This is a genomic window from Fulvivirga ulvae (assembly GCF_021389975.1).
In the GTDB taxonomy this organism is placed as follows: Bacteria; Bacteroidota; Bacteroidia; order Cytophagales; family Cyclobacteriaceae; genus Fulvivirga; species Fulvivirga ulvae.
Window position 1 is genome coordinate 5,685,226 of sequence record NZ_CP089981.1, and the last position, 23,582, is coordinate 5,708,807.

Here is a 23,582-nt window from a genome sequence, read left to right on the forward strand (position 1 = left end):
AACTCGAGAAGCTGTTATGACTGATTCCCATCTCAAAACACAATAATTATTGTTACTTTATGCTTTCAACACTGCCACTGTCACTGCGTTCTGCCCTATTAACAAGTCTTTTTACATAGCACCTGCCTGTACAGAATGATCTTACCAGATAATCAATTATCCCGTAAAATAACCCAGTATTAATATGATGATACCTATTAATACTGCCGAGAGTAATACATCTTTTAAGTCATACCTTTTCTTATTACTGGCTTTATCTTCATCAGTTAATGTTCCATATGTAAGGCCATCAAGCCTTTTCTGCTCTGGTTTCTCTGTTGCAAGGCTTACTGCTATACATATAACAAGACACAGTACGAACAAAAGAATACAGAAATGCAGGAAGTTCATAGTCGCCCAGGTGTGCAAAATGCCTGAAAGCTTCTCCTTATTAAGCTCCAGCACCAATCTGCTCATTCCCAGCAGAAAGCCTCCTATAAGCGTGGCCAGAGCTCCTTTTGAGTTGATCCTCTTCCAGAAAATACCCAGTAAAAAGACAACGGTTATAGGTGGGGCTATGTACGACTGAACGCTCTGCAGGTATTCGTACAATACTCCTGAAATGTTGGCCATTACAGGTATCCATGCTATCCCCAACATTACTACGATCAGCGTTGCTACCCGTCCGACGTTGACCAACTGTTTTTCACTACTCTCCGGTCTGATCTTTTTGTAAATATCAACCGTAAATAAGGTGGAGCATGAGTTAAATACTGATGCCAAAGAACTCATAAGTGCGGCCAAAAGACCGGCAGCAGCCACACCCTTAATCCCGGTTGGTAATAAAGTGGCCATCATAGTAGGTAAAGCCTGGTCTGACGATTCCAGCTCCAGTTGTCCGGTCTTGGTCATTGCATAGGCAATAATTCCGGGAAGAAGGAAAATAAAAACCGGAGTCAGTTTTAGGTATGCTCCGAAAATAGAGCCTTTAAGTCCTACATTGATATTTTTGGCTGTCAGCGTTCTTTGTACAATGTACTGGTCAGTACACCAGTACCAAATCCCTACGATGGTACCTCCGAAGAGGAGCCCTGTCCAGGGAAAATCAGGATCCGTCACCGGCCTCCACATGTCAAAGTGAGCACTTCCCGCTATTTCGCGGAGCTCACCCCACCCCCCTATTTGGTATAGACCTATGAAGGTTACGGCGCCAGAACCTAATATCAACACGATTGTTTGTAAAGCTTCGGTATAAATTACAGCTCTCATACCACCCAGAATTGTATAAAGCCCCGTGATAACCACGGTTATCACGGCCCCGGTCCAGAAATTGACACCGGTAAGGGCTTCTATAACCACGCCGCCGGCATATACTGAAACAGATACTTTTGTAATAACATAGCCCACCAGTGAAATAATCGACAAGAACCAGCGGGCGGTGCTATTAAACCTTCTTTCAAGAAATTCGGGCATAGTAAATACACCACTTCGCGCATAAAAAGGCAAAAATACCCATCCCAATAAGAGCACAATCCATGCATGAAGCTCAAAATGCGCCATAGGCATACCAGAGGCTGCTCCGGTTCCGGCTAGCCCCACCACGTGCTCAGAGCCTATGTTTGAGGCAAATATTGAAGCTCCCACTACGAACCAGCCGGCATTTCTGCCTGCCAGGAAGTAGTCTTCTGTATTATTTTTTCGTTTTCTAATCACCCATGCGGCAATGCCAAAGAGTATCAGAAAATATACTCCTATTACAATCCAATCAAGTGTTTCTAATCCTACCATTCTTATTTAGTTTTCCAGATATATTGATTGATAAGATTTTCAAAAAGCTCTTGTCTGCCACTTCGCAGTCTGGGCTCTGCGTTTTTATGGGCAATGGCATGCAGGTCTTCCAGTGTAAGGTTGCCTTCTTCGAATGCCTTGCCATCCATAGTACTAAAGCTGCTATATCTTGCTTTTCTCAGATTGCTGTATTCAGAATTTTCAAGAATGTTATGAGATATCTCCAACGCCCTTGCGAAGGCATCCATTGAGCCGATGTGTGCATAGAATATATCTTCCAGATCAGTAGAGTTACGTCTGGTTTTTGCATCGAAGTTAATACCTCCTCCTTTGAAACCTCCCCCTTCAAGGATCACCAGCATGGCTTCCACCAATTCATATACATTGACCGGGAACTGGTCAGTGTCCCACCCATTCTGATAATCGCCTCTGTTAGCATCCATACTGCCTAACAGACCTGCATTGACCGCTACCTGAAGCTCATGGGCAAAAGTATGCTGCGCCAGCGTAGCATGATTAACCTCAAGGTTCAGTTTAAAATCATCCATAAGATCGTACTCTCTTAAAAAGCCGATGACAGTGGCTGCATCAAAATCATATTGGTGCTTGGTAGGCTCCATAGGTTTGGGCTCGATAAAGAAGTTACCTCTGAACCCATTTTTCCTTGCATAGTCTCTTACCATATGGAAAAATCTGGCCAGGTGATCGAGCTCCTTTTTCATGTTGGTATTGAGCAGGGAAAGGTATCCTTCCCTTCCACCCCAGAAAACGAAGTTTTCACCATTGAGCTTTACAGTAGTATCCATGGCGTTTTTAACCTGGGCTCCTGCATAGGCTACAATGTCAAAATCAGGATTGGTGGCTGCTCCATTCATGTAGCGCGGATGGCTGAAAAGATTGGTAGTGCCCCACAAAACTTTAAGCCCTGTCTCACGCTGCTTTTCCAATGCATAATCGCTGATCACTTCCATTCTTTTTTCTGTCTCGGCAAGAGAACCTCCTTCATCGATCAGGTCTACATTATGAAAGCAATAGTAAGGCACGCCCAGCTTGGACATAAACTCAAAAGCAGCATCCATTTTATGCCTGGCAGAATCTATCGCATTCTTACTCGCCAACCAGGGAAACTCCTTAGAGGGGGCACCGAAAGGGTCTCCGCCTGTACCACAGAATGTATGCCAGTAAGCTACTGCAAACCTGAAATGGTCTTTCATGGTTTTACCACCTACCAATTTGTCTTCATCATAATATTTAAAAGCCAGCGGGTTATCGGATTCCGGCCCTTCGTATTCTATCTTCCCTATATTTTTAAAGTACTCCTTGTCCCCTGTCACTACCTTGATCTCTCCGTTGTTTTCTTCTGACACGTTATTATTCATGGTTATATGCTTTATATACTTTGTTTATAATTCTTGTTCCTGCAGTAAGAGCTTCTCTAAATCAGATTTCCATATTTCATAGGCTCCATGATATGCCTCAGTATTATTGGCCACTTCATACACTTTTGCAACTTTTACTCCCGAGAGTGCCTCTTCCGCTGTAGCATAAGTACCAATAGCCACCCCTGAAGCACTTGCCGCACCGACAGCACCAGTGGTTTCTATTACCTCTATTTTACACCCGGTTATAGCTGAGATAGTAGTTGAAAAGGCTGATGAACGAAAGAGGTTGTCATTACCTACCCTGATCACCCTGGACTCTATGCCCATTCCATTGAGTATTTCCATACCATAGATGAAAGAAAAGGCTATTCCTTCCAATGCGGCCCTGTAAAAATGCGGCCTGCCGTGCCTGTTAAAGTGTAGGTTGATAATATGAGAACCAAGGACTTTATTATCGAGCATGCGCTCGGCTCCATTTCCAAATGGAATCACCCTTAACCCTTCGGCACTAACCGGCACCTGGGATATCATCCGCTCCATGTCCTCATAAGAAGTGCCATTATCAGAGATTTCCTTTTTTAGCCAGCTATACTGACTACCCGCGCCATTAATACAAAGCAGCAATCCTATCCGGGGATCACGGCGGGTGTGGTTTACATGTGCAAAACCATTTATACGCGACTGCTTATCCGAAACAGGACGATCTACCACGGCATATACGACACCTGAGGTGCCTCCCGTAGCGGCGATTTCACCAGGATTAAATACGTTAAGCGAGAGTGCGTTATTCGGCTGGTCTCCGGCCCGGTAGGTAACGGGTGTCCCCGGTTTTAAACCTAACTGAGTGGCCGGGCCTGCAAGTAGTTTTCCCTGATCCGAAAATGTGGGAACGATATTAGCTACCTTACTGCCGTCAATACCGAAATAATCCAGAAGGAAGCCGGCCACTTCTTCATTTTTAAAATCCCACAAAACACCTTCGGATATTCCTGACACTGTAGTGCATATTTCGCCTGTCATTTTCATGGCTATATAGTCACCCGGCAGTACAAACTTCTTCAGTTTATCATAGATCTCCGGTTCATTTTCCAGTACCCACTTCAGTTTGGACACGGTGAAATTGCCTGGTGAATTAAGAAGGTGCGTGTAGCATTTTTCCTTACCCAGATCAGCAAAGGCCTTTCTGCCTATTTCCACGCTCCGGCTGTCACTCCATATGATTGCGGGTCTCAATACTTCATTATTCTGTCCTAAAAGCACGAGGCCATGCATTTGATATGATATCCCGATTGACTTTATTTGCTCAGATCTTACGCCGGACCTATCCAGAAGCCTTTTTGATGCCATACATAAGTTTTCCCACCATGTTTCGGGGTTCTGCTCTGCCCAACCCGGGTAATGAGCTATTACATCCATCTCAGTTTCAGGGTAGTGAGTTACCTGCACTATTTCCTGAGTATCTGCATTTACAAGCGCTGCCTTAATAGATGAGCTTCCTACATCAAAACCTATCAGATATGAATCCATTGCTATAGTTTATGTAAGAGGAATATTCCAGCCTATTCCTCATAATATTCTGCACAAAAGCATTAATTGCAAATAAATATCTTTTACATGAAGAATACCCGAAATCAAATACTGCATCAATTCGCCAAAAAGACTTCATTTCTACGTCACTTTTTTAAGAAAATTGAAAATCCAATGACGTATTGGTGAAGTACACCTGCTTTACGAAAATTTCGAAAGCTTAATAAAACATCCCAGAATGGTATGATGCAGATGACAGACCCCGCTTTACTAAGCCTTCAAGGATTAGTAAAGCTAACCGCACCAAAGCTTCCGAACTTCACAACAAGGGTCATCCAGCTCATTTGTTAGTGATACTAAAATGAATGGTAAACCCCTGATATTCCGTTAGTAATTCTGAAAGAGGCACTCTATCAAAATTTCGACAGTTTAGTAAAACATCCCAGAATGGTATAATGCAGATGACAGACTCGCTTTACTAAGTCTTCAAAGATTAGTAAAGCTGACCAAACCAAAGCTTCCGAACTTATATATAGCCGAGAAATTCCTCCAGGCCAATATCAGAGTTTAACTCAAGTTTTTTCCTTAACCGGTATCTTCTTGTCTCCACTCCTCTCACCGATAGGTTAAGCTGTTGAGCAATGTCTTTGGTACTGAGTTTCATTTTTAGTAAAGCCGACAATTTAATCTCGGATGTGGAAAGTTGCGGATAATCGGCTTTAAGCTTCTTGAAAAAATCACTATGAATCATCTCGAAATGTTGCTTAAATGATTCCCACCGTGCCTCTGAAGAAAGATGGCTGTCAATTTTCCTCAGTATTTTTTCGTACTGATTTTCATCACTGTGGTTAAGTTCCTTCAGTTCCCTGAGGTCATTTTTAATCTCAGCCAGAAAATCGTCTTTCTTCTGCAACTGCAGATGTAGCGTAGTAAGCTCCTTGCTGCGGTCGGTGATAAGGTTTTCCATATCCCGCAGTTGATTTTTAAGGCTTTCGTTGCTTTCTCCTTTGCGTGGATTCTGCATCAAAGCCCGTTCCAGCGCCGACTCCCAATAGTTGTACGCCTGCTGACACAATGCCCTGTTAAACTTTGGCTCATGTACAAGAGTAGGATTGATACCTTTTAAAGCATCATCTAGCGATGCATATACTCCTGTAGCCACTCCCGAAGCCCTTGCTGCACCAATGGCCCCTGTAGTTTCCACTACCTCTATATGGCAGTCAAGAATAGTAGCAATTGTGGAAGAGAAAACCTCCGATTGGAACATATTATCGTTACCAACCCGCATGACATCAACGTTGAGCCCAAGTTCTTTCAAAATATTGATCCCTTTTACAAAAGAGAAAGCTACCCCCTCCAGGGCAGCCCTGAAAAGGTGCGCCCTGTTATGCCGGTTAAACTGAATATTGAAAATATGCGAGTTTATGCTCTGATTCTCCAGCATGCGCTCTGCTCCATTGCCAAAAGGCAGGATACAAAGGCCATCGCACCCCACCGGTACTGTAGAAACCATACGCTCCATGTCACTATAATTTCTGTCGCTACGTGCGATCTGGTGTTTCATCCAGCTGTATTGTATACCTGCTCCGTTCAGGCAAAGCAGTACCCCTATTCTGTCGAAGTTATCCTCATAGTTAACATGGGCAAAGGAGTTGACCCGGGAGCGAGGGTCCGATATGGGTCGGTCAACTACTCCATAGACAACCCCCGACGTACCACTGGTGGCTGCTACTTCATTGGGTCTCATTACATTAAGCGCCAGTGCATTGGTAGGCTGGTCTCCTGCCCTGTAAGTAACAGGCGTGCCTTTTTTAAGCCCTGTCAGCTCGGCTGCCTGTTTGGTAACAACTCCCTGAATCCCAAAGGTCGATGTCAGGTCGGGAACTATGCTCTTATCGATACCATAGTATTCCAGCAGCTCTGTTGAGATCCTTTTTTCTTTAAAATCCCAGAACACTCCTTCTGAAAGGCCACTGATTGTTGTTTTTAACTCTCCGGTTAACATTAGCGCAATGTAATCTCCGGGAAGTAAGAATTTATAAGTCTTGCTGTATATGTCGGGCTCGTTATCTTTAACCCATTTCAGCTTGGAAGCAGTAAAGTTGGCCGGAGAGTTTAGCAAATGTTCAAGGCATTTTTCTTTTCCCATCTCTATGAAGGCCTTTCTGCCTATTTCAACTCCCCTGCTGTCGCACCAGATAATAGAAGGCCGAAGGATATGATGGTCTTTATCCACCAGCACCAGGCTATGCATTTGGTAAGAAATACCGATGCTGGCTATATCCTGAGGCTTCACACCTGTTTGCTGTAATAACCGACGAGTGGCCAGGGTAAAATCCTGCCACCATACCTCAGGCTGCTGTTCGGCCCACCCACTCTGCCTGGATATCATATCCATTTCACGATCAGGGTACTGCACCACTCCTACTGTTTTATTGCTCTCTGCGTCAAGCAATGCTGCCTTAATAGTAGAACTCCCAATATCATAGCCAATCAAATACATAAAATACCCTTTTGCTTATCTACGTCAATAATACGTCAAATTTAACAGAAAAACGACGGAAAAAACCGTTTGAGTATAGCCTTATCATTTGCCATGGATTCTAAATCTGAAATAAGTTTTTTAAAAACCCATATCTCTGATATATATTGCGAACCGGATTAACTAAAAACAACCTTTATGAAACTCTCATTAAAACTGTCCTTTTTTGCATGCCTGGTATTGCTGGCTTCATGTGGTGAAGTACGCGAAGAGATTACCTTTAATAAAGATGGCAGCGGGACCTATGAAGTGTCTGCCAACATCATACCTATGATGGAAAAAATGATGCAAAGCACTGCCAAATTAACTATTCCCGATGGAGAAACTATGGACAGTGCTGCGCTTGCTGCCAAGGTGCAGGAAATGGTCTGGAAGGACTTCCCCGATAAAATAGACTCTGTAATATCGCTCGATTCCAAGCTTACACCGGAAATGAAAAACGACCCGCAAACTATGGCGCTACTTGATAAAACAACGGCTTACATGAGGGGCAGCAGAGAAGAAGGTTTTATTAAAACCGGAATTAGATTCGGATTCAGCAGTAATGATGAGTTTCTGTCATTCATGAACATGATAGAAGAAAACGGACAAAAGAACAACCAGGAAAACCCGCTTGGAAAAACAAAAACCGAGGTAACCATTACTCCAAAATCCTTTACCAGAACAGTGGAGCATGTGAACAAACCGGAAGAAGATCCATCCGGAGGAATGGCCATGCTGATGCTTCAGGACATGAGTATGCTCACTGTACTTAATTTCCCCCGAAAAATTGACAAAGTTGAGGTGCAACACTATGAAATCATTGAGAAATCAGAAAACTCTGTTACCCTCAAATTTGACATGGTAAAGGCAATGAAAAGTGACAGCAAGTCGGAGATCAGGGTTAAGCTGAAGTAATTAACGTTGATGTATTACACCACCAGGGGTTTACGCACGGGCATGATATTTAACAAGCAGCTTTTAATGCTATAGACATATGCCCGGAGTTAAGATTTCAAAAAAATTATTCTTCGGTAAAACAATTCTGATCACTGCATCGGTAACTTTAGTTATTACTATACTGATTGTTTACATAACCGGTCTTGCCAGTCATAGGACTATCATAGAAAACTCGTTTATTTCGCTGAGTATCCTTTGTATAGCTCTTTTTACTTTTGTCACCACTGGTCTATATAATGGCTTCAATGTATATGATGATTTATCTCATAAGCTGAAGTTTAAATGGAGAGGTAATACGATCTCCGACGGCATGAGCTTTCACCAGAAATACCTGTTTTTGATGGAGATGATACCGGTGCAGGAATATTGGTATCCATTGCCATCTGGATAATTGTAACCATCGGAATTCTTCTTTTTATAGTTTTTGCTGAATTTATACTGTCAGTTGCCTGGGTAGCATTGGTTGCCATTGTCTACTGGGTTTTTATCAGGGCCTTAAAGTTGATCTTTAGTAAATCGGGAACCTGTGAGGGCAATTTTTTACGTAGTATTTACTATGCATTTGCCTACACTGCGCTGTACCTTGGCTGGGTTTACGGGATAATTTATGTGTCTTCTGTATTATAAAAAGGCCGGTGCCAGAATGCTTCATCGGGCCTGGCAGATCAAATAAGTCCTGAGCTTAATAAAAGAGTACATTCATATCACTCCTCCAATGGCCTCTCAGGGGTCATGCTTACCTTAATACCTAAAATGGCAAAACCGGTGGTCAGCGTCATGAATATACCCATATAGTTGAGTAGAAAGAGAATGGTGGTGGCTTGAAGAGAGGCTTGGGAAGAGCTTTGAATCACTTTGTAAACATCATCCCTGCCCCAGGCTTCGACCAGTTTTGTCTGGCCACCATGGATTTGCAACCCCTCTGCAAGCTCTCCACCCGGCCAAACCGGAAAAAGTAAATCTGCAACATACGGGACTTCTTCCACATAATACCCATAAAGAAAAAGATACGAAGTAAAAAGAATTACATAGCCCGATCCCAGTATGATTGTATATTTAGTAATTCGCTCGAAAGAAAATCGCTTAATTCTCTGCCTGTTGACCCATAGCACCAGCAATATCAGTACACAAACAGCCTCTATGGTAGCTCCAAAAACCACCCGGGAAGTTCCCGGAGGAATACCCATTTCTGTGATCAAAATGATCATGCCGGGTACTAATGCAAAACAGGCTGAAATAGCCGAAAACACTTTACCAAGTTCTTTCATAATACTTTTGGATTAAAAACGCACATTTATTATTTGTATAGGCTCTATCGATTGAGGCTGTGGGCGATGAATGAGAGTTTTGAACAGACCGTTTCTATGGAAAACAACCTTAAAAACCGTTTGGTCAATGCGCACAAAGGTATCCGTGACTGAGGTATTGACTTTGTAAAACTCCAGGTCGTCAACGCTCCTCTCCAGTTTTCTGTTTTTGAACAGTTTGTCCCACACCCTGATAGGTACCATGTAGACCTCTGCTCCTGTTGGATCAGATTTAATTTCGAGTTTGATCACACTCAGATTCACCCCGCCATAGGGGATCTCTATCTCTTTTTTATACCCCAGCCAACTCCATATACCGTAAGATTTCTTCGCAATTGCTGTACACTCCAGCATGTCTGCACTTTCCGAAATCGCCCTGGGCACATCCACTTTGATCATGAACCTTGACGCCGAATCTTCCAAAATCGGTTCGATCGGGCCTGACTGCCAACTGATGGGGGCATTCTCAGCCGTACTGAGTTTGAAAGCCACAATTTTGTACTTGCCCGGCCCGGGAACACCCACGTGGATAAAAGAGGAGACAACGTCAAGTGTATCGGTCTGGCTCCATGAGGGCAAGCTGTAAACGATCAGCAGTGAGATTAATAAGCATACCTTTTTCATATCGGGAGCTGTTTAATTTTTGCCCATCACGGAGCATCATTCTGTTTGGTTGCTCTAGCTTTTCAGGGCAACATACTGCGCCGACACCCAGCCTTCGGTAACGGCTTCTACTTTGTACCAGCCGCTATGCTCTTGCAGTATTCTCACTTTGGTACCTTCAGGCAAGGGAGAGGCTGCCAACCCGGCATGTATGGAGGGCATCTCCCGGATATTCAGGCTGCTCACTTCCACATATCCTTCTGATTTGTCATTATTAGCGGAGGTGTCTTCCCGGCTGTCAAAAAAGCGCTGCCTCAGGCGATCCAGCGGAAAGGCCGGTCCGGGATCCTGCTTTCTTCCTTTTGAGATCTCTTCGTGCCCCAAAATGCTCGTGATCGTGGGGTACCTGTCCATCAGTGCCTCGCAAAGCTCAAAGATTTTGCTGATCTGCTCTTCGGTGTAGGTGTGCCAGTACCTTGGTGAAGCTTCGTTTCTATGCGTAGCCTGCACCACCTCAGATTCGGAATACAGACTGCCAAACCAGGCTTTGTACTTATCCCCTACTTTCTCCAAAACCCCGGCATTGTCTATCTCTATCCCGATGGAGAAGTTATTGAACCCCGACCGCCCTTTATAAGAGCTTTTGCCTGCATGCCAGGCTATGGTATCAAATGGCACGAGCTGATAGATATGGCCTGAGCGATCTAACACAATATGTGCCGAGGCCTGAACATTCTTCCTGCACAGGTATTCGGCGGATGACTTTCCGCTTTTGCCTGCGGTATAGTGAATGATAATGCTATCGGGCATGCCGTTGCCAAAAGGCTTGGTATTCTTATCGCAGGCCATGCGGCTTACTTCCTTCTCCTCTCCACTGATCCAATGGTCGATAATTTTCAATCCCTGGTTATCCATACACGTCCTTTCTGTCTTTTTTTCTGAGGTATGGCAGGTCTACATTTTTGGTCACGGTTCCCGCTACTTTTTCAACTGACCGGCCAATGACGTACCCTCCCAGCCCCAGTTCCAAAAGGTTCCAGAATTTCTCGGGAATAACCGCCTCCACATCTACCGAACCTGGCAGGAAAGCAGGCTGTATGAAGTAGGCATAAACCACGATAAAGGTAAAGCAAAGCATGACCAAGGGCCTCCACGAACGCTGAAGCCAGGTACCGGTCGTCTCAGAGACGATGATTTTCTGTTGCGCATCCTGAATGCCGTTGAGCGCACCAAACACTATGGAAGAAAGCTCGTTCTTAGCGCGAGACTTCTCTTCATCGGAGCTGTCAATAGTATCTATTAACTTACCACTCTCTGCTAAGATCTCTTTGGCCCCTCCACTAAAGATTTTTGATAAAAAGCTCATCTGTATTACATCATTTTTTAGATATTAAACATGATGATACAAAGGTAGTAGGGATGCGTATGTCTGACTATTTCAAATCCGGCAAGTAGTATGATTAATCCGACATGTGTGGGATGATGTTATCGGTTTTGTTGCTTTGGTTTGATTTTGGTCGGTAATTTCTGAAATCCTGTTGAGGCACAAGCAGGAACGCTTGCGCCTTTATTTGGGTTTGTTGTTTATTTTTTTCGTTTGTAATGTAATTGTGTTAATCCTGTATCAAATGACTTTACACTCACAAATTCAAGTAATTGTTCAGGTCGTCCGTCCATAAATAATCTTGTTCCATTACCTAGCAACACGGGAACGACTGAAATAACAAATTCATCAATCAAATCATTTTTTAATAGTTGATTGATTACTTCTGCACCACCGTCACAATAAATATTTTTCCCGTTTTCAGATTTTAGTTGTTTAATTAAATCAGTCAGGCTTCCTGTGTAAAAAGTTGTCCTGCCAATAGTTGGCCTTTGGGTTCTTGTGATGACATAAACATCCCTTTGCCCATTGTCGTAATGAGATGAGCCAATTTCTTTAAGTACATAATCATAAGTTTTTCTGCCAACAATTAAAGTGTCAATTGTGTCTGTAAATTGTGCATATCCATAGTCTTCGCCTTCTTTTTCAACTAGTTTTAGGAAACTGAGGTCGTCATTAGGCTTTGCAATGTAACCATCTAAACTTGTGGCAATGAAAAGTGATATTTTTCGCATTTGTCTTAATTTTTAATGTTTCAGCAAAATAAGTTCGAGACAACCACTGATGCTTTGCAAAAATGCGACAATTTATAGCTGCGAAGGGGAAAGTCCCGTCTTTCTCTTAATTTCATTGGCTAGATGTGAATGATCATAATAACCACATTCAAAAGCAATGTCTAACAAACTTCGATTTTCGCCTGAGGTTTTAATTATGCTCAAAGCATTTTGAAAACGAATAATATTTGAATATTCTTTTGGTGAAATTCCTATTTGTGTTTTAAAACTTCGTTCTAATTGTCTCACCGTGGTGTGGTTACGTTTTGAAAGTTCATAAATACTTAACTGTCCGTTTGAAGAATGTATATCGTCGATTACTGATAGTAGTTGGTTCTTTTTATTTTTAATTCTATCTGTAAAATATAGATTTAGATAATTGGAAAGGTCTACACGAATTTGGTCGATATTAAACGAATTGGTTTTCTCAAATTCCACGGTGGCATCTGTAAGTTCATTTTGAGGGGCATAATTATAGAAATTTGCAAAAGTTGCAGGTCTGAGACAAACACCTACTAAATGAGTATTGTTTTCGATAAAACTGTCTTTGAATGAAGTCATCGCCCCAACTACATAAGTCTTCCCAAACTCCATCGCCACCGAGCCATTGTCTGTAAGACAGGTTTCTCCCAAATTCATTACTAAGCCTGCACACCCATCTGGAAAATTCCGCTCCCATTGTCTGTCGAGTTTATCTCCTTTCAGCTCCCAATAGGAATGAATAAAGGGTTCTAGTTCTTTGTGGGGCTTAATTTCTTTGTAATTCATATTCCTGGATGTAATTATTACCAACCTTTAGCGACTATGAGCGGGTAACCACTTCAATGACTATCATTTTTCCCATCATTGTATAATCATGAATTTGGGAAGATAACCCCGGTTCGCCAATTGGGCAAATCTACGTAACTAATCCTTTAACGTACTGCCTCGTTATGACTTCTTAAATGATGTAATCGATTTCTTCCCTCCATTTATTTTTAATCGTATATTTGCAGCGTCAACACATTTTATTAATCGCAATGCGAAAAAATCAATATCGGTTCAAACAGAAGATACTGGGAAGGCATACGGGTGAAAGTCCCGAGACCTATCTGAGCATTGCTTGGAATGTGTTGACGGTGACCTTCCCTATTTTTTCACACAATAATCTACGTTCTTATGTCAACACAGAATGGTCCAAATGTTTGCTTCAATCATAAGCATTCAACAGAATGCTATGATCCGTCAATTTACAGCACCAAAATTTCAAAGTCTTCAGAAGAAGAGTTCTTCAATTCCATCAAATGTCAGGGAATTGAAGAATTAATTGATTCACTAAAAATGGTTCATGACTTTGCGCTGTATCATACAGATTTACCTCTTGATGCCACGGAAAAGATGGCGCTTTTTAATCTTAAGATTTTGTGGGAGAGTATGGAGAAGTTGGTGAGGTGTTGAGTTTTTGGGAGCTGCCGGGGACGGTGGCTCTTTTTACAGTGTTAAAGACTCTCTGCTCATTTCTTACTTAAAGCGCAAGTCTAAAACAGACTTGTGCCAGGTGGTGCAGCATGTAGTCAATCGATAGATTCGGCAAACCGCACCTGCCATCATCAGACGTACTTTTCTACATATTCAGCAATTGGTTGAAAGTTCCTGTTCTTGATGCACTCATTAACTGATATCCCATCCAATTCATGATAAATAGAAATTCTTAGGATCCGGACTTTCATTAGTTTGCTTGAAATGTCTCGTAAGAAATCGAAGAAGGCACGTTGTTTCCACCGAGTTGATCCCTTTACACCAAGAACACCTAACATATCACTTTCACCAAAATGAAATTTGGAATTTTTGTTTTCCCAGTTCTTCCCCCAAGAAGCAGCTTGTAAGCAAATATCCTCTTTGCTTGAACACCAAGTTCGGTAATGCCTTAGTTTGAAATTATCATAGTTCGAATAGACTGGAGAGTTCAGCGTACATTGTCTAAATCTGTTAAAGTGTCGCTCCTCATCTAACTCTACAATTAGTTTACTCAATTGAATATCGAAGCCTCTGAAGTTGGTAGGGTACTCTGGTTGAAGGCCCCCAAGTTGTTTATAAATGTTAAAGATGGTCGAATGAAATTGTGAATTCGTAAACTCCTGATGACTGGGTTTTGAATATGAATTCATCCCAAATTCTTGCTTTAGGTATTCTCCAAGTTGATTCTCACGTGTTCCCATAATGAGACTAATATATTATTATTTAAAAAATTCATTTGCATTGATTGTTTCGGATTCCATGTTACCTCCGGCAACAGGATAAAGTGTTATCTCATATATCGAATATTGATAGTTATTTTGTTCAATTTTAAGCAAGTCACTATAATTGTCAGATTTACTGAACCCGGCTCTTGTCTCGAAAAACCCTCGCACTTTACCCATAAAAAGGGTATCAGGATTCCAATCGTTACCAAAAAATGATTTCAAGTAATATGTTCCGTTCGGAATACTGGTCATTTCAAAGGATTCTCCAGCACGAATATATTCGTTCCTGATTGTCCTGTATGGGCTGTAATATTGAGCTAAACAGACCACAACATCAGTTGCTTGTCCATTATGAATTTTTACTCTATTCTCATAATTTTTGTTATAAACTCCTTTACCAAAATAATGATTGTATGGACTATCTCCTGTTTTTAGATGATTATCTATCCACTTACTAGGTTTCTTCTTTCTTCCTAATTCATTGTAGTCGAAAAGTGATTTTGTATCCGATTCATCATCAATAACAACCTTTCTTGCGGGTCGTGAACTTCCAGAGTTGTTGTCCCGTGTATTGGCAAAATACAGAATGGCAATAAAAACTACTACACCAACCAACCTCCAATTTCCAGCTAAGAAGCTTGTCGTATTTTTAACTTTTTGCTTTGAAGATTCAGACTTAATTTTCTTATCAATTTCTTCAATTAACTGATTGTCAGATCCCGCTATCACAACTAGCTGATAGGCATATTTATTTCTCTGGTATTGCTCAAAGAACCTTAGCAACGGAATAACAGAGAAAATTAGAGTTCTCTTCTGTTCAATTGATATGAACTGATACAAGTTAATAATATCCCCAACTAAGATTATATCTAAATAATCAGATATAACTCCTGTTTTTATTTCTTGAGTTGATGCCCCCTTAGACTGATTAATCATCTGCTTGAGATTGGAAATAATATTATTCACCAATTCAGAAGGACTTGGCTCATTGGGTTCTGTTTTGGCATTTCTTGGTTCACTTACTGTTTCTTGACTCTGGTTTAGCCTGTCATATTGTGCCCTTTTAGTTAAATCAGACAGAGTCTCATAAGCATCTTTTATATCCCTAAACATTTGTTCGGAAAAAGGGTCTCCTGGATTCTTGTCCGGATGAAATTTGAGAGCAAGTTTTCTATAGGCTACCTTTATTTCGGATTGAGATGCATTTCTGTTAATCCCAAGAATAAAATAGTAATCTTTTGCCATCAACTTTAAGTTTTCGTTCGCTTAACAATGAAGATTATAACACCGAATGCATTCTATACAGTCCAAAAGCTGATCACCCAAAAGTTAAGTCGCCTTGAGGATTCATTGTAACAACCATAACCGCATTAATCACCACTACCAGCCGAAGTAGTGTGTAGTAGCCGTAGGGGTAGCTCGGCCATCGCAATGAAGAGATATCCAGCATAAATGAAGAATATATCTCATTATTTGGTGATTTTGAGTACTGGTAAGATTGAATCCAAAATTTATATAACCTCAGTACTGCTATTCCTCTTTAGCACCTCATCTTAACTATATGACAACAAACTATGGCATTGTATAATCAAAGCGATTTATAACTATTCTCATAAAAAATTTCCCAACACCAGAGATTCAACTACATCTAAATTTAAAAATAGTTGAAGTCAGGTATTGTTGTCAATACCCAACCTTGGGTATTTTTAAAGAAATTCAAGAGCTTTTCAGGTATGCAAGGAACGCAGAGTCCTCTGCGAGAGACTCTGCTAGGAAGGGAGCTAATCTGTGTTTAGGTGTCTTCTCTTATAAAGGAGCGACCCAATCAAAATCTAGCAAATGAGCTAAATTATCCGTTTTTGTATTATCAGGATCCGATCTCAAATACTTTTCAGTCCTTCCATTTACAACTTCTACATTTTCTCCAATTTTCCATTTTGAAGAAGAGTAGTTCCATATCCACGTTACTGCTGAGTTACCATTAATCTCTAATAGTTTTATGGCATCAGATTTTAATGTTTTATATGCTCTGCCTATACCTTCCTCATAGACGGTATGAAAAGCATAATGAGTTATCACATTATCACCATTTTTCCATACTCCTGAAAATTCTATATTCCGCCATTTTAGTTCTTTTTAATCACCTGGTTTGTGTTCATGAGGTTTTAACCCTGGATGTTTCGGCTTAGTCTCTGGCCTTACACGCCTTCTTTTATCGGGAGTTCCATCTTCTTTTTTTGGCTTTGGGCCAGGTTTGATTGCTTGGATAGTATTCATAATTAATTATTTATATTATCAATCATTTTACACTCAATATAATCTACTTAGTCGATATCATTCCCCCTAAGTTTCCCAACACCACCAATTACTTTCCCAACGTCAGTTAATTCGTTTGCATGCTAAATCTAAAAATAGTTGATGCCCCGTATTGTTGTCAATACCCAACCTTGGGTATTTTCAGGGAAATTCAGCTATAAAATAGGTGGGTAAGATGCATAATCGATAGAAAGTGGCTTGGAAAATCGAGGTCTCTGGCTGTTGGGCAAAAACACCCTCTATCCCGATTTTCGCAATCGGGATGTCTCCCTCAAGGGAGAATTTAGTGGGTGCGTGTCAGGCTGTTAGCTAGTTAGGTTTTGTAGGTGCTTTTCAAGTTGGGGATTCCAAATATTTTCTCCGTTGCTCTGCGAAAATTTTGGAATGACGGGGTTTGGGTTGCTTTTTAATAAAACTGAGGTAATAGCTCTATCTAAACTCCCTCTTCCGCGACGGAGAGGGCATGCTAACCATGGCTAATCTACAGACCTCAGCAGGGTGAGGTCATACGTCCTGAAAGTTTTGCAGTCATTACTACTGTCTGCGCTACGGAACAGTTAAGCTTTATCAAACTTTTGCAAGTTTAGTAAAGCTGCGGTTTAGTTCTTTTGTTGTAGATTCCGAATATTTCTCGGTTGCTCTGCGAAAATTTTGGAATGACGAAATGAAATGTAACCTTAAGTACCGTTCCGACTTTTTACTCTTTAGGTAGTTTGTTAAATGTTTCCAACGTCTTGTCGCCCAATAATTGTCATGATTTCCACCACATCATCTTTTATTCGATAATAGATACTATCCGATCCGCAAACGCATCTACGGTAGCCGGTTTTGATGAAGTCCACGGCTTCGAATGCGTATGGTCTTTGTGCTATAATTTCAAAATATTTGAAAAAGGAATCAAAATATTTGTCGGCCTGGATGATTCCGAAATGGGCAACTCCATAATGGTGAATTCTAATTAAGTCTTCTTTGGCAGTGTTGCTCAGTCTGTATTCAGCCATTCAACAATGACTTTGATGCAGCCAAAATTTGCTCCTTGCTATCTGTAGTGAAGCCGCTTTTTTCAGCCTTTTCAAGCTTCATTCTTATAAAGTCAATTTGTCGCTGTTGTTGTCTGGCCTGCCTTATCAGATCGTTTACAAGTTCGCTTTTGCTTGCATACTCTTTGCTATTTACCTGGGCTTTAAGCCACTCATCATTTGCTTCGGTTAAGGAAATACTTTGTCTCGCCATAATCAGATCATTTGGTGCAATAACGCACCAAATATAAAATTAGTTTGTATATATAACAAGATACCTACCTCCATGAAATCTTTAGTAACACACATCAGTCCATTAGCAGCGTAAAATTTGACTGATGCTTTTCAAGTTGAGATTCCAAATATTTTCTCCGTTGCTCTGCAAAAATTTGGGAATGACGGGGTTTGGGATGCCTTTCTAATAAAACTGAGGTTGTAGCAGTATCAAAACTCCCTCTTCCGCGACGAAGAGGGCATGTTGGCTAAGGCTAATCTACAGGCTTGAGCGGGGTGAGGTCATACGCCTTGAAAGTTTTGTGGTCATTACCCCAGCCTGTGCTACTGAACAGTTAAGCTTTACCAAACTTTTGGAAGTTTAGTAAAGCTGCGGTTTTAGCGCTGCCAGATCGCTCTAACGTCTTACCCTTCTGACAAACACCCGATAGACCTTATTTGAAATAGTCTTTAGCAATTCCAATTTATTATTATCCGTGATCCATGTTCTTAACGTATTTATATGGCCGAGTAGATTCAGGAGTATTTCTCGCCTTTCTTCTATGCGCAGTGAGGTAATTACCTCAAGCAGGTATTTCACTACAACCCTCATATGATCCACATTGAAAGTATTCCAGTTTCCACTTCTTTTGAAGCCTTCTATTTCACGATTCAAATTATTGCAGTATTCCCATGCTGAGCTGTATAGGGTCAGGGGGTTATTCATGGTATCTGTGAGGCCATATGGGCCAGGTATATACATTAATGGCCTTAAGTTCGTATCGAACCTGCCTGCCGCTTGTGGGTTATTGGTATGCTGGGTAACACTAGCAACCCAGCCATTTTGAGCAATAAACTGCCTTCTTTCTGCCATAGCTGCATCGAGTAATGGACGAATGTTTTGAGGGATGTTTGCATTTGGGTTATGTTCCTTGTCCCCTTCCACATAGGTGTTTCCATACTTATTCCTAATAGGTTCTGACTTTTCAGCCGCAAACGGGTGTTCGTAGTTAGTCATATTATGATGCTCCAACAGTCGCGTAGTATCTCCCCTGCCCTGAACCTCGAAATTAGAGGCCCCATACAGATTTGCTCCATCGTCTTCTGCATTAGTAATCACATCATAGGCCTCTGTATCATGAATATACTGACAGACATGCCCCATCTCATGCAGGAGTACTGCTGCCGGAGACATGATACCCACCGAGGAGCCCATAGCGGGTGCCTGATTCAAATAACTATGATCATCATTCCAAACCGCGAAAGACATCAACGGATTCCAATTGATTTTTATATTGGGGTCTGTTGCCCGATCATCCCGATCTTGTAACATGGCTTTGGTTGACTCATTATACCCCACCCTTATGGTAACTGTATGGCGCCAATTACCTATTGTTTCCAACAGGCTCCTTCCTGTTGCTGTAGAGTTTATATATTCCAGTGCCTCAATAAACATTTGATATAAGTCTGCCCTTGTTAAAAGCATCGCATCGAGCAACATGTCTGTGTAAGTTTGATCGCCGGTGTTTGGTGCCTTATTGCATAACTGCTGAAAAAACTGAGTTCTATATGATGGGTTAATGTCCAGTTCCCTATTAAACTTCCCCTGAACTATGGCATTGTCACCATTAATACCGGTATCGCGCAAAGGTAATTGCGGCGACAGGTCTGTACCTTGTACTTCTTGTATCCTTGGTCGGTTTCCTCCACTTAAAGCTCTGCTTCCCATCACATCAGCCTCTCTTTCCAGTCCCAGATCGTCATTGATATTCATCTTTCCTTTGAGCTGCACTGTTGGCTTTACTCTCCCTTGTTTCTGCTGCACCACATGCCAGGCCTCATGAGGCAGATGCTTTTCCTGACCAGGCGCTAAATGAATATCGGTACCCTGGGCATAGGCGTGGGCTTGTAGCTGGGCGGGTTTGCCGGAGTTGTAGTGTACTTTCACATCGTCCATGGAGTAGCCGGACAGATTTTCAATGCCTGCTTTGAGGTTGTTGGGTAAACCTGTACTATTGGCTCTTTGCTGTATAGGAGTTTCATTAATTGCCGAAGAGTTCATCGTTTCCCGCAACTTGCGTTGATAAATGGTAGAAGGACGGTTGTCCGTTATCATCATTTTAACTGCTGAATCAGGCGGTTTTACTGAGTTCGAAATAACAGAATGGTTTTGCCCCTGAGTTCTTTCAATATGGGTTTTCATAGTTAGTTTAGGGTTTGTGAATAAATACTCCAGTAATCCAAAGCTACATTAACAGAGTACTTGCCTGATAGCACCAATCCGGCTTATGTTGGCAAATTTCCGGCAGGTGGTTGATATACCTTGCTTCGGATGACGCAGAGTCCTCTACTAGTTCTACAAGAGACTCTGCCAGGAAAGAAACTTAGGAATGACGGGGTTTGGGTTATTTTTTTTATAAAACTGAGGTTGTAGCAATATCAAAACTCCCTCTTCCGCGACGGAGAGGGCATGCTGGCTATGGCTAACCTACAGGCCTGAGCGGGGTGAGGTCATACGCCTTGAAAGTTTTGTGGTCATTACCCCAGCCTGTGCTACTGAACAGTTAAGCTTTACTAAACTTTTGGAAGTTTAGTAAAGCGGGTGTTTAGTTCTTTTGTTGAAGATTTCTTTGCAGAGGTTTCGAAATTTCCCTCTCTTATATATTGTCTGGCTCCTTAGTTCTGTGGTGGGGCCAAGCGTTCTTTTATAAACGAAAGGAATGCCGGTGCATCCATAAATTTACCTAGTACGATAGAAGCATCCGTATCGGGGAATGACAGTGTGGTTGTTACAAACCCATGTTTTTGGACGATTCCATCTGCATAACTGCTGTCTATTCCTTTTTTGTCAAGCCTCACTTTCCAATCCTTTTCATTCTTCCGCAACACTTCTATCCTTAGATTACTTCCAGTGCATAAAACCTTATACTGGCCATCTGTCTCATTGCTCCCTGCGTTATATTTTCTATTCCCTTTTGCTGACTGGATATATCCTTTCATTGACATGATGAACCTGTCTACTTGATTCCTCTTTATCCGTACTGTATAATTCCATTCTTTTCCATATTGCACATTAGGGTACTCAGTATGCTCATATTTATCCTTGACAATCCTTACGTCTTCCGTATCCCAACGCCTTACAGCAGAAGTACCATAATTCCTGTCAAGTAAATCCTTCCTATTGAATCTAATTTCAATGCCGTTCCTATAACTATATCCGAGTTTAATTCCTCTCTTCTCGTCTCTTTCAATAGTCTCAAAGGATTTATATCCTCCCTGGCGTTGTACCTGATCTTTAGATCTCTGATCGTGATCAACAAAATCCCACTCTTCCTGCTCTCCGGCCAGCCTGAATCCCGGCATATAGAATATGCGCATATTTTCATTGCCCAGTACACCTTTATTTAAGCCCCTGACCTCAACCAGAAATTGGTCATTCGGGATGGCCACGTGGGTATCCGGGCGGGCCATAAAGGGCGCAGCATTTCCTTCAGTATCCGCCCCTCCCAAATATTTGGTAGATGAATCTACATTTTGTCCCTTATCTGCCTCTGGGAGAATGCCAACCGATCTGATAGGATTGGACTCACCAATCTTCTGAGACATTTCAAACATCCCTTCAATGATAGCCTCAACCATCAGTTTATACGAATCAGCTTTAACACCTCCACTACCCCTATCAAAATTTACCAGTGCATTTACATGCTCATCCCTGAGTTCAGTAAAATTTTCATTAGACAGTAAAAATCCCTGTAGTTCATCCTTATTGATCCTCTTTAATAAAGTATTCAAAGCATCATCACTTTTAATCAGATCATTCAACCCGGCTTTCACCCAAAAACCCATAAAGTCCTTGATGCTGGATAGTTTTGACAGCAAGTCAGCATTGATCGGAGAGCTTTCTTTAAAGGCATCCCGGTCCGGCTTGGCTTGCCGGGCCTGTATCATGAGGTTTTGCAAAGCCATCATAGGAATTTGGCTGATATAGTAAGCCAGTATATTTATGTGCCCTGAATCTCCACCATCTAGTTTTTCCATAAGCCATTCGGTGGTGGCCATCTTTCGTTCCATATGGTCCTGCCCGCGCTTAGTGGCAATTGCACCTTGCAAGGCACCTCCCAAGGCATCTAACCCCATGGTAATATTGATCTGGGCATTGGTTACCTCATCACTCGTAACAAACTCATTGGTATATGAGCCTATACCTTTGGTAAAACGAAGGAGTGGCATGTTAGTATACTCTGTTGTATAATCAGCTTTGGTCTGAAGCTTGATACCCAGACCTTCTTCAATTCCATTGATTAAATCACTTAACTTTCCCCCTCCACTTGCTAAACCCTCTGCTAAACCTTTCAGGTATTTTTCGATCTGGCTGGTAATCCTCATGGCCCGATAAGCGATATCTTTAAAGTTTTCTCCTTTTTTACCAATGGTAAAGGGAGGGAAAGCGGCTTCAATAACATTCCCGGCATCGGTCTCGAAAACAAAGGGGAGCCCATTTATATTTTCAGTAGACTCAAGTAATTCTACATGTATGGGCAGCTTTCCCATGGTGCCCGGATCTACTTTGGCAAACTCAAACTCCGGCCCCATGGTCACTACCTCTTCTCCATCGTGTTCAATATCTTTTTGCAAGCTTATGAATTCCTTTATTTCAACTGGAGTTAAATTTATTTTTCCTGTTTCAGGTACATGTTTATCAAACCAGGTTATAGATTGGTCAACTGAAATACGCTGTATAACCTTTAGTTGCGGGCAGGCTTGCAGATTGTTTGACTGTATGAGGGGTGAATATGTGCTACCTGCACTTAAAGCCTTCTCCCCCATCACATCCGCTTCTTTCTCCAGTCCTGCATCATCATTGATGTTTACCTTGCTTTTGAGCTGCTTTGTGGGTTTTACCCTTCCTTGCTTTTGCTGTACTACGTGCCAGGCTTCATGGGGCAGGTGTTTTTCCTGGCTTGGGGCGAGGTGGATGTCTGTGCCCTGGGCATAGGCATGGGCTTGTAGCTGGGCGGGTTTGCTGGAGTTGTAGTGTACTTTCACATCGTCCATAGAGTAACCGGACAGGTTTTCGATGCCTGTTTTGAGGTTGTCGGGCAGCCCGGTGTTGTTGGCTTTTGGTTGCAGTGGGGCTGCTTTGCTTGTGGCTGAAGCATTCATGGTATCCTGCAACTTTCGCTGATAAACCGTGGCAGGACGATTGTCTGCAAGCTGAGCCATTCCACCCTGGGTGGGTTCATGGGTCGCCTTGGGGAGGCTAGTATTTTCCTGCTCCCGGTTTTTATCTGTTTTTGTTTGCATATCGTTGTTTAATTCTCTCTTCTAATTCTTTCTATATTTCAAATACTTATTACCAACTTCGGTCGCCTGACATACCGCTCAAAACACCCCTGTAATCCTCCGAAAGTTTTCAGGACAGGCTCTCAAGGGGATAGTAGGGCCGTGGATGTGTTTAAAACCTCCATTTCTTTATCACACCCCGTTTACCAAATACCGCTTTACCGGTCACTGTTTACGCTCAAAGTAGACACAGCAAATACGCAGGTTGATAAATTTAATCACAGCTTACAGAGCCAAATTGCGGC

Annotated in this window: 20 protein-coding genes; 3 read left to right on the plus strand and 17 right to left on the minus strand. The window is 41.9% G+C overall.

The features are described from left to right. Positions 1-156: 156 nt before the first annotated feature. The 4 genes from LVD17_RS23915 to LVD17_RS23930 all read right to left on the minus strand — a co-directional run bounded on the left by LVD17_RS23915 (position 157) and on the right by LVD17_RS23930 (position 7,179). Complete coding sequence (locus LVD17_RS23915) at positions 157-1,767, minus strand: sodium:solute symporter (RefSeq protein ID WP_233762087.1); 1,611 nt, start codon at positions 1,765-1,767, stop codon at positions 157-159. A gap of 2 nt (positions 1,768-1,769) precedes the next feature. Continuing rightward, positions 1,770-3,146: a xylose isomerase gene (xylA, locus tag LVD17_RS23920; RefSeq protein ID WP_233762090.1), complete on the minus strand. Its 1,377-nt coding sequence runs from the start codon at positions 3,144-3,146 to the stop codon at positions 1,770-1,772. A gap of 24 nt (positions 3,147-3,170) precedes the next feature. Further along, positions 3,171-4,676: a xylulokinase gene (locus LVD17_RS23925; protein ID WP_233762092.1), complete on the minus strand. Its 1,506-nt coding sequence runs from the start codon at positions 4,674-4,676 to the stop codon at positions 3,171-3,173. Positions 4,677-5,202: 526 nt separating this feature from the next. Beyond that, on the minus strand, positions 5,203-7,179 hold the full coding sequence (locus LVD17_RS23930) for an FGGY family carbohydrate kinase (RefSeq protein WP_233762094.1): 1,977 nt from the start codon (positions 7,177-7,179) through the stop codon (positions 5,203-5,205). 177 nt (positions 7,180-7,356) lie between these two features. Here LVD17_RS23930 and LVD17_RS23935 point away from each other — a divergent pair, with 177 nt between their 5' ends. Further along, positions 7,357-8,115 (plus strand): hypothetical protein, encoded by a 759-nt coding sequence (locus LVD17_RS23935; protein WP_233762096.1) that lies wholly within the window; start codon positions 7,357-7,359, stop codon positions 8,113-8,115. A gap of 79 nt (positions 8,116-8,194) precedes the next feature. After that, on the plus strand, positions 8,195-8,548 hold the full coding sequence (locus LVD17_RS23940; protein ID WP_233762098.1) for a hypothetical protein: 354 nt from the start codon (positions 8,195-8,197) through the stop codon (positions 8,546-8,548). A 313-nt stretch (positions 8,549-8,861) separates the two neighbouring features. Here the strand turns inward: LVD17_RS23940 and LVD17_RS23945 are convergent, their stop codons facing one another. The 6 genes from LVD17_RS23945 to LVD17_RS23970 all read right to left on the minus strand — a co-directional run bounded on the left by LVD17_RS23945 (position 8,862) and on the right by LVD17_RS23970 (position 12,992). Beyond that, positions 8,862-9,425, minus strand: a complete 564-nt coding sequence (locus LVD17_RS23945) for a hypothetical protein (RefSeq protein WP_233762100.1) — start codon at positions 9,423-9,425, stop codon at positions 8,862-8,864. Between the two features lie 12 nt (positions 9,426-9,437). Next, positions 9,438-10,088, minus strand: coding sequence for a hypothetical protein (locus LVD17_RS23950; RefSeq protein WP_233762102.1), 651 nt, complete (start codon positions 10,086-10,088; stop codon positions 9,438-9,440). 54 nt (positions 10,089-10,142) lie between these two features. Then, positions 10,143-10,982 (minus strand): N-acetylmuramoyl-L-alanine amidase, encoded by an 840-nt coding sequence (locus LVD17_RS23955; protein ID WP_233762104.1) that lies wholly within the window; start codon positions 10,980-10,982, stop codon positions 10,143-10,145. Beyond that, on the minus strand, positions 10,975-11,433 hold the full coding sequence (locus LVD17_RS23960; protein WP_233762106.1) for a 3TM-type holin: 459 nt from the start codon (positions 11,431-11,433) through the stop codon (positions 10,975-10,977). Before LVD17_RS23960 ends, LVD17_RS23955 begins: the two co-directional genes overlap by 8 nt. Positions 11,434-11,651: 218 nt before the next feature. After that, the gene (locus LVD17_RS23965; protein ID WP_233762108.1) at positions 11,652-12,185 is read right to left on the minus strand and encodes a dihydrofolate reductase family protein; all 534 of its coding nucleotides are present in this window, start codon (positions 12,183-12,185) and stop codon (positions 11,652-11,654) included. Positions 12,186-12,257: 72 nt separating this feature from the next. Next, positions 12,258-12,992 carry a helix-turn-helix transcriptional regulator gene (locus tag LVD17_RS23970; RefSeq protein WP_233762110.1) on the minus strand — a complete coding sequence of 245 codons (735 nt, stop codon included), beginning with the start codon at positions 12,990-12,992 and terminating at the stop codon, positions 12,258-12,260. Between the two features lie 390 nt (positions 12,993-13,382). Between LVD17_RS23970 and LVD17_RS23975 the strand changes: the two genes are divergently transcribed. Continuing rightward, a complete protein-coding gene (locus LVD17_RS23975) occupies positions 13,383-13,661 on the plus strand; it encodes a hypothetical protein (protein WP_233762113.1) in 279 nt (92 codons plus the stop codon). Positions 13,662-13,813: 152 nt separating this feature from the next. Here the strand turns inward: LVD17_RS23975 and LVD17_RS28765 are convergent, their stop codons facing one another. From LVD17_RS28765 to LVD17_RS24005, 7 genes are all read right to left on the minus strand, one after another. Continuing rightward, the gene (locus LVD17_RS28765; RefSeq protein WP_441712144.1) at positions 13,814-14,422 is read right to left on the minus strand and encodes a DUF7255 family protein; all 609 of its coding nucleotides are present in this window, start codon (positions 14,420-14,422) and stop codon (positions 13,814-13,816) included. A gap of 18 nt (positions 14,423-14,440) precedes the next feature. Further along, positions 14,441-15,691, minus strand: coding sequence for a DnaJ domain-containing protein (locus LVD17_RS23980; RefSeq protein ID WP_233762115.1), 1,251 nt, complete (start codon positions 15,689-15,691; stop codon positions 14,441-14,443). A 561-nt stretch (positions 15,692-16,252) separates the two neighbouring features. Next, the gene (locus LVD17_RS23985; RefSeq protein WP_255702599.1) at positions 16,253-16,561 is read right to left on the minus strand and encodes a DUF3892 domain-containing protein; all 309 of its coding nucleotides are present in this window, start codon (positions 16,559-16,561) and stop codon (positions 16,253-16,255) included. Between the two features lie 917 nt (positions 16,562-17,478). Then, positions 17,479-17,763 (minus strand): type II toxin-antitoxin system RelE/ParE family toxin, encoded by a 285-nt coding sequence (locus LVD17_RS23990; RefSeq protein ID WP_233762119.1) that lies wholly within the window; start codon positions 17,761-17,763, stop codon positions 17,479-17,481. Further along, positions 17,756-17,995 (minus strand): ribbon-helix-helix domain-containing protein, encoded by a 240-nt coding sequence (locus tag LVD17_RS23995; RefSeq protein ID WP_233762121.1) that lies wholly within the window; start codon positions 17,993-17,995, stop codon positions 17,756-17,758. Before LVD17_RS23995 ends, LVD17_RS23990 begins: the two co-directional genes overlap by 8 nt. Before the next feature lie 417 nt (positions 17,996-18,412). Continuing rightward, positions 18,413-20,197 carry an eCIS core domain-containing protein gene (locus tag LVD17_RS24000; protein ID WP_233762124.1) on the minus strand — a complete coding sequence of 595 codons (1,785 nt, stop codon included), beginning with the start codon at positions 20,195-20,197 and terminating at the stop codon, positions 18,413-18,415. A gap of 473 nt (positions 20,198-20,670) precedes the next feature. Beyond that, on the minus strand, positions 20,671-23,298 hold the full coding sequence (locus LVD17_RS24005) for an eCIS core domain-containing protein (RefSeq protein WP_233762126.1): 2,628 nt from the start codon (positions 23,296-23,298) through the stop codon (positions 20,671-20,673). Positions 23,299-23,582: the final 284 nt, after the last annotated feature.